The 6,523-nt window shown below is 56.6% G+C and carries 5 protein-coding genes; 1 reads left to right on the top strand and 4 read right to left on the bottom strand.

What is annotated here, in order from left to right; all coding sequences use genetic code 11:
- From repC to RTCIAT899_RS31600, 4 genes are all read right to left on the bottom strand, one after another.
- Complete coding sequence (repC, locus tag RTCIAT899_RS31615; RefSeq protein ID WP_015343925.1) at positions 1-1,224, bottom strand: plasmid replication protein RepC; 1,224 nt, start codon at positions 1,222-1,224, stop codon at positions 1-3.
- 186 nt (positions 1,225-1,410) lie between these two features.
- Positions 1,411-2,445: a plasmid partitioning protein RepB gene (gene repB, locus RTCIAT899_RS31610; RefSeq protein WP_015343924.1), complete on the bottom strand. Its 1,035-nt coding sequence runs from the start codon at positions 2,443-2,445 to the stop codon at positions 1,411-1,413.
- A complete protein-coding gene (repA, locus tag RTCIAT899_RS31605) occupies positions 2,442-3,665 on the bottom strand; it encodes a plasmid partitioning protein RepA (RefSeq protein WP_041678295.1) in 1,224 nt (407 codons plus the stop codon). Before repA ends, repB begins: the two co-directional genes overlap by 4 nt.
- Positions 3,666-4,537: 872 nt before the next feature.
- Entirely contained in the window at positions 4,538-5,443 is a 906-nt protein-coding gene (locus RTCIAT899_RS31600; RefSeq protein ID WP_015343921.1) for a LysR family transcriptional regulator, read from the bottom strand.
- Between the two features lie 90 nt (positions 5,444-5,533).
- Between RTCIAT899_RS31600 and RTCIAT899_RS31595 the strand changes: the two genes are divergently transcribed.
- Entirely contained in the window at positions 5,534-6,505 is a 972-nt protein-coding gene (locus RTCIAT899_RS31595) for a nitrilase family protein (RefSeq protein ID WP_015343920.1), read from the top strand.
- The last annotated feature ends 18 nt before the right edge of the window (positions 6,506-6,523 follow it).

Here is a 6,523-nt window from a genome sequence, read left to right as displayed (position 1 = left end):
TCATGAAACTTCTAACACGATATCGCCGTACTCCGCGTTTGTGCGAAGCAATGCCATAAGTATCGGACCAAGTGAAAATTCGCCGCGTTTCGCCTTGCCTGCAAGATCGCGTAGATAAGCACCGGCTGAGTTGATATGCCCTGATCGCTCGAGAATGCAGGCCATCGTCACGGCGGCATTTTCCGGCCCCATTGTCTCGCAAGCCTGTTGATAGGCCGAGGGCGTGACACCGAGCATCGATCGTACCACGATGGCTGCAGACATGAGATCTCGCCAATTGCTGATCACGCCTGCAGGGCCATAAGAGCTAATTTCGGGGCATGCCTTCAGCACGAGAGCTAGCGGGAAGATGCGCATCGGCTCTTTTTGTCGCTCGTCCGTCTTCCGAGATATTGCTTCCAACTTTGTTCGAAAGTCCGGTTCAAGTTCATTGAAGGATTCGGGATTCGAATTCTTTATGTGGCGCTCACTATGGGCATCATTGGTGCTATAATTTTCAATTTTCTGCTGTTTTTCCAGCAGGTTGATGATTTCGCCACGCAGTAGCTCCATATCACTGAGAGTAGAGGTGACCTCAGACATGGTCGGGGAGCGAGGAATGCGGGCGAGGAGGGCGCTATAGGTTTCTTCGATCCGAGGCCAGTCGCCCTCGACGCCTTCCGTGATAGCCGCCGCAATCAGTTTACGGACGTCGCGCCGGCAAATTGTCAGGCTCTCCTTGGCCCGCCGAAAAGCGATCCGATCTGCCACGACCTGTTGAGCCATGATTGCAAGTTCTTCGGCGCGCAATAACAACGGTGAGATATCGAAGCCGAATGCGTTTTCGATCTCGCCCGTTCGGCCTTTTCTCGCATAGCGCTTGCCGTTGGCGCTATCCTTGCGGACGATTAGGCCAGCCTCGACGAGAAATGCCAGATGCCTGCGAAGCGTGGCGCCTGCAATGCCATGGGCTCGCAAGGTCAATTGCGTATTGGAGGGAAAGACGATGAGCTTGGCGTCCTGACGAAGCTCATTGTCGGGGTAAAAACTCAGCAAGGCGTCGAGCACCGCCAAGCTGCGATCCTGCAGACCGAGCTTTTCCCGTGCTTCGGATATGTCTCGAAAGACTTTCCATTTATCGGCCGTCTTGTTGGGTTCGATAGCGGACGTGGCGACCTGCCGTCTCACTAAGGCAAGCGTCATCGGCCGCCGCCCAAAGGGCGTCGTCACACTTCCGTTCTGCATTTTCTTCACCTTCAAGAGGCAAAAGAAATACGATCACCAAAAACGGTGCCAAAGACTCTTGACTGTGATTCGGGGAAATGCGATTCTTCAGTTGCTACATTGAAGAGAAGGCTTCCACGACGGCAACGTTTGGGGGCCTTTTTTCTTTTGCGAGTTTCCTTTCCAATCAGAAAACCCTGACAGCTGTCAGGGGTTGCGGTTGTCTCTGAAACGAGTGAAGCGCTCAACAAGATCGGGCAGCTCTTCCTCGATAAATCTCACGAATTCCGTACCCAGTTTGCCCTCGGCAGAGATTCGAACCTCCCGAGGGGAGGTCACGAACACACCCAACTTGGTTCCGGATGTATCGGAAATCGCAATTTGCGTGTTGCGCGGCTCAGACGGAGGCTTGATTGCCTTCAGCGCCACCTGAAAGCGCTGGTCCGAGGTTTCGTTGTCCTTATTTGCATCCAAGAGAGCGGCGCGCACCACATCAAGAGCATTCGGGGCTGCGGATATCGCCTTCGCCAAATCCAGCCAGCGCGGCCGACCAATCTTCGGAGCCCTACCAATTGCCTCAATGATATCCGCTGGAATTGCGCGATAGACGCTCCGCATTCGTGCAAGTTCCGCATCCTCGATCGAGAGGGCCGCATAGATGTGGCGCGCCTTGATGCCCGCATCATCCATGCGCGAGGCAAACAAGGCGCGTTCGATCCATGTCAGGTCCTGACGGCTGGCATTTTCAATACCTTGGGCCAGAACCAGATCGAGATCGGAAATCTCGACTTCTATAGCTCGGACGGTGCGGCCGAGCTCCAGGGCGGCCCGCCACCTGCGATGACCATAGACAACCTGATACCGATCGCCTGAAGAGGGGTGCCGTCGAACCTGGATCGGAACCTTTTGGCCTTCCTCCTCGATGGAGCGCTTGAACCTCTCGAAATCCTGAGGATCATCGTCAGGCAGGCGATCCGGATAAGGAGAAGCATCGATCACTTGGGGATCGAGGTCCTGTATCCAGCCTTCGCCGGATTCGACAATGGCACGCAATCGGTCACGCTCGGCGCGTATGTCGCCGATCGCCCGATGCGCGGCTCCGATCACGCCGGCACCGACACGGCCGGTTTGCACGGGGGCAGGGGCCGGCGGCGATGAATCCGTTTTGTTTTCGCTACTTTCCAACTCCGCTGAGAGCAGACCGAAGCTGGCGACGATGGATTTTCTCGGGCTTTTGCTCATCCACGTCCCCAACTTCCATCGATGAGTTGCACGATCGCTTCGTTGACGGCATCGACCGCCTCACGCGCGCGCTTGTGCGTATCTCGGCCGATCTGCCCCATTTCCAACTCGTAGAGGGAGCGCTTTGCAAGTCCGGCAGCCTCAACCGCGGTGCTCTCAATCGCCGTGGGCAACAAGACATCGGTGCCAAAGAGATGGCGCAACATCGCAACGACCTGGGACTGCGGCGCATCGTTCGGATCGTGACGCGTTACCAGATAGCGGATGAAATCATGATCGAGCTGCGCGCCGCTTTCGTTGAGCACGCTGATCAGGTCGCCCATCATGAGCAGGAATTGGCTCATCGATGCCACGTCCAGCATGGCCGGATGTACCGTGATGATCATGCTCGTTGCGGCATAAATAGCGCTGAGGGTCAGAAATCCGAGCGACGGCGGCGTGTCGAGGATGACGATGTCGTAATCGTTTTCGACTTCGGCCAGCGCTAGCTTGAGGCGCTCGAAAAAGATCACGCCGGAGCCGGATTTTTGAGCCAGGACGCGAGGGGTCTCGTGCTCATACTCCATGACCTCCAGGTTGCCTGGAATAAGGTCAATGCCGTCGAAATAGGTTTTGCGAATGATCTCGCGGATGGGACGCCTTTCGGCCGCCTCATATCGAAGCGCCGCGTAGATGGTTTCGTTGGCGCCGACATCGATTTCCGGCTGCGCGCCAAACATGGCCGAAAGCGATGCCTGCGGATCTAGATCGAGGGCAAGCACGCGATAGCCATGCAGCGCGAGATAATGTGCAAGATGAACGCAAGTCGTCGTCTTGGCGCTGCCACCCTTGAAGTTGGCAATCGCCATGACCTGCAGATGTTCGCCCGGTCGGCGCCGAGGCAGGAAGCGAAGCGCTTCTGCAGGCTTCTGCTTGGCAAACAGTTCCCGCAATTCGTTGATCTGGGCAAGCGTATAGACCCGGTGATTGTTCTCCAACCGGCTGGGAACGGGACCGCGGCCTTCGCTCGACATCAGCTTCAATGTCGAATCCGGGATGGACGTGAGCTTTGACACTTCATTGGTCAGGAACTGGCGTAGCATCTTCTCGGATTTCGGCGGATACATACGCGTTCTGAGCTGCTGGAGCTGACCAGACAGTACAGTTGCGTGCCGCGCGATTTTGCTGGCTGCATTTTCCTTTGAAGGAGCTATTGTCTCCGTGCGGTTCGCTATCGCCATTTATCCCTCTTGGCGGCCTGTCGCCGGTTTGCCGACATTTGCCCGCCAGAAGGTAGAACACGATTCTGTCAGGCCGTCCAGAGATTAACGGATAATGAACGGTCAGCGTGTGACAGCTAGGACTTTGGCCGGGCCGTTTAACGCGCTGTCTTTCCTACACTTTCTGTAGCCACCCGCTGAAAATAGCTGCGGGTGAAGGCTTACACTTTCGATTGCATAATGTCGTTGCCGCCGATCTGCCGATCTCTATCCGGCTAAGATTGTAACGATTTCGACGACGGGAATCACCGAATGGGGCTGTGTGAGTCGGCTTCGTGCGGATGCTCTCACGCGGGATCTCCAGCTTTCCCTTTCAGTGATCATGGCACAAGTGCAGGCAGCGAGCATATAGCCGTTCGGCATGCCTGGAGCGTTGAGCGGATCAGGCTCTGCCGTCTTTTGTTACCCCCGGCAGTTGTCCGCCTGCCATGGATAAAGGCTGGACAAGTTTCACGTAACGGACATTGAAAATATCCGCTGTGGACGAATCACCGCCTTCCCTTGTCGAAAGTTGGATCGGCCCTAGTTTGCGAATCATTAATGATTTGTGAGGGTTAGTAATTTTGAGCTATGATTGGAGCGGCGTCAGGACACGGCGCATCAAAGCGATCAAGATGGCAGTTTCGGCGATGATTGCAGTGGCGGTGCTGGGTATGCCGACAATGCTTTGGCTGCATGGTTCGTTTTGAGCATCAGGGCGCTTGAACCGTCCGACGACGAGGTCGGGCAGTCTCACGTTTAGCGTCTTTCGGACAAAGGGGTTGGATGCATAACCCCATTGCCGCAACGAGAGTGATCGCTTGCATCGCAGAATGCCGATGCAAGCCAGGCCTTTATCTCGATTGCCACTCGGAGGCCGGGTGGTCGAATTCCAGATTCTTCGTTACATGATCTACAAAGCCGGCTAACAGGGGGCTCGTATGTTTGCGATGCCAGCAGATTCCTACCGGCCATTTTGATTCCGGTCCTGAGAGAGATTGCGTGCGGATGGACCCCGCCAATGCCCGCACGCCACGCCAAGGCAGGAATGCCGCGCCCAGGCCGGCAGAAACGATGGCGTGCACGGTCAGTATGTCGTCGGCATATTGGGCAATGCGAGGCTCGAAACCGGCAAGCGAGCACCAGCGCCTGATCTGGTCGTCCAATCCAGGTCCGCGCGACGGCGAAAGTGCGACAAATCCGAGTTCATTCAGCTCCGACAGTCGATCTTGGGCCGGCATGGTCACCCCACTTGGAAGCGCCAAGGCTAGATACTCTTCGACGACGGGCATGAAAGCCAAGCCGCTATCGTCCTCCGGTGCCCGGCAGAAACCGATATCGAGCCGGCCGTCGACCAGGCGCTGATGCTGTTCCCGCGATGGCAAGTCGTTGAGCGTGATACTGCAATCCGGCGTCGCCGCACGAAAACCGGCGATCAGCCGTGGTGCGACGGCAAGTGTCGATATTCCAAATCCGATGTCGAGATATCCGGTAAGGCCGGCCATGGCGCGATGCATCTTCCGGTCGACATCGTCGTTCAATTGAAGAAGCGGGCGTGCTTCGCGCTGCAGAAGTTCTCCGAGAGGCGTCAGTTTGGCGCCATGGCGGCCGCGCTCGAACAGCGCTCCGCCCATTGCAGCTTCCAAAGCCTGAATCTGCTTGGTCAGGGTCGACTGGGTGACGAACAATTTTGCCGAAGCCTTGCCGTAGTGGCCGCTGTCGATCAATTGAATGAAGGATCGGAGGAGCTTTATTTCCATTCTGTCCAGGAATAATTTTAATCGATAAAGTCATTTTACGAAAGAGATGGCGCGTGGTCAAATGGGCTCATGACGAAAGGAGCAATCGACATGACGCTCAAAATTTCATCCGTGCAGTTTCAACATCGGGCCAATGACAAGGCCTACAATCTCTCGCGTATAGAGCATTTCACGGAAGAAGCCGTTCAGGCTGATAATCAGCTCGTCGTCTTTCCCGAAATGTGCATCTGCGGATATTGGCATGTTCCCAAGCTCGATGGCCCCGCGCTGCAGGCGCTGGCGGAGCCGCTCTCTGGTCCCTCGATCACGCGAGTCGCAGCCTTGGCGCGGGTGAAGGGCATTGCGATCGGCGCTGGCTTCCTCGAGTTGGGTGAAAACGGAAAGCTTTATAATAGTTACGTGGTCTGCATGCCCGATGGACACATCCATTGCCATCGCAAATTGCACGCCTGGGAGCATCGCCTTATTTCCAGCGGCGATGCCTTCACGGTCTTCGACACACCTTGGGGAATTCGTGCCGGCATCCTGATCTGCTGGGACAATAATCTGATCGAGAACGCGCGCGCCACGGCGCTGCTTGGTGCCGAATTGCTGATCGCGCCGCATCAGGCCGGCGGCGGCCATTCGGTTAGTCCGCACGGGCTGAAGCGGATACCGGTCGAAAAATGGATCAATCGCCACGAAGACCCCGAGGCGATCGAGGCTGAATTTCGAGGTCCGAACGGCCGGGAGTGGTTCATGCGCTGGCTGCCGTCGCGCGCCCACGACAATGGAATGTTCCTCGTCTTCAGCAATGGCGTCGGACAGGATGAAGACGAGGTGCGCACCGGCAATGCCATGATCCTCGATCCCTATGGGCGTATCCTGGCCGAAACCTGGGCGGCCGCCGATGCGAGGGTAAGCGCTGAAATCGATCTGGCCCTGCTCGACAAATGTACGGGGCAGCGCTGGATAAGAGGCCGCCGCCCCGAGCTTTATAGTATCCTGACACAACCCAACGCCAACGGTCTCGCACCCATGGACGCGCGCTACTCGGAAGAGTCTACCCGCAACGGCGGGTAGGGGTGGATTTCCATATGG

The organism is Rhizobium tropici CIAT 899, from assembly GCF_000330885.1.
Classification (GTDB): domain Bacteria; phylum Pseudomonadota; class Alphaproteobacteria; order Rhizobiales; family Rhizobiaceae; genus Rhizobium; species Rhizobium tropici.
The sequence above is the reverse complement of the archived record's forward strand: the minus strand, read 5'-3'. Positions and strand labels throughout refer to the sequence as shown.

Excerpts from the sequence above, each read along its gene's own strand:
- repB (WP_015343924.1), bottom strand. The coding sequence starts at position 2,445 with ATGAGCAAAAGCCCGAGAAAATCCATCGTCGCCAGCTTCGGTCTGCTC.
- RTCIAT899_RS31600 (WP_015343921.1), bottom strand. The coding sequence starts at position 5,443 with ATGGAAATAAAGCTCCTCCGATCCTTCATTCAATTGATCGACAGCGGC.
- repA (WP_041678295.1), bottom strand. The coding sequence starts at position 3,665 with ATGGCGATAGCGAACCGCACGGAGACAATAGCTCCTTCAAAGGAAAAT.
- RTCIAT899_RS31595 (WP_015343920.1), top strand. The coding sequence starts at position 5,534 with ATGACGCTCAAAATTTCATCCGTGCAGTTTCAACATCGGGCCAATGAC.
- repC (WP_015343925.1), bottom strand. The coding sequence starts at position 1,224 with ATGCAGAACGGAAGTGTGACGACGCCCTTTGGGCGGCGGCCGATGACG.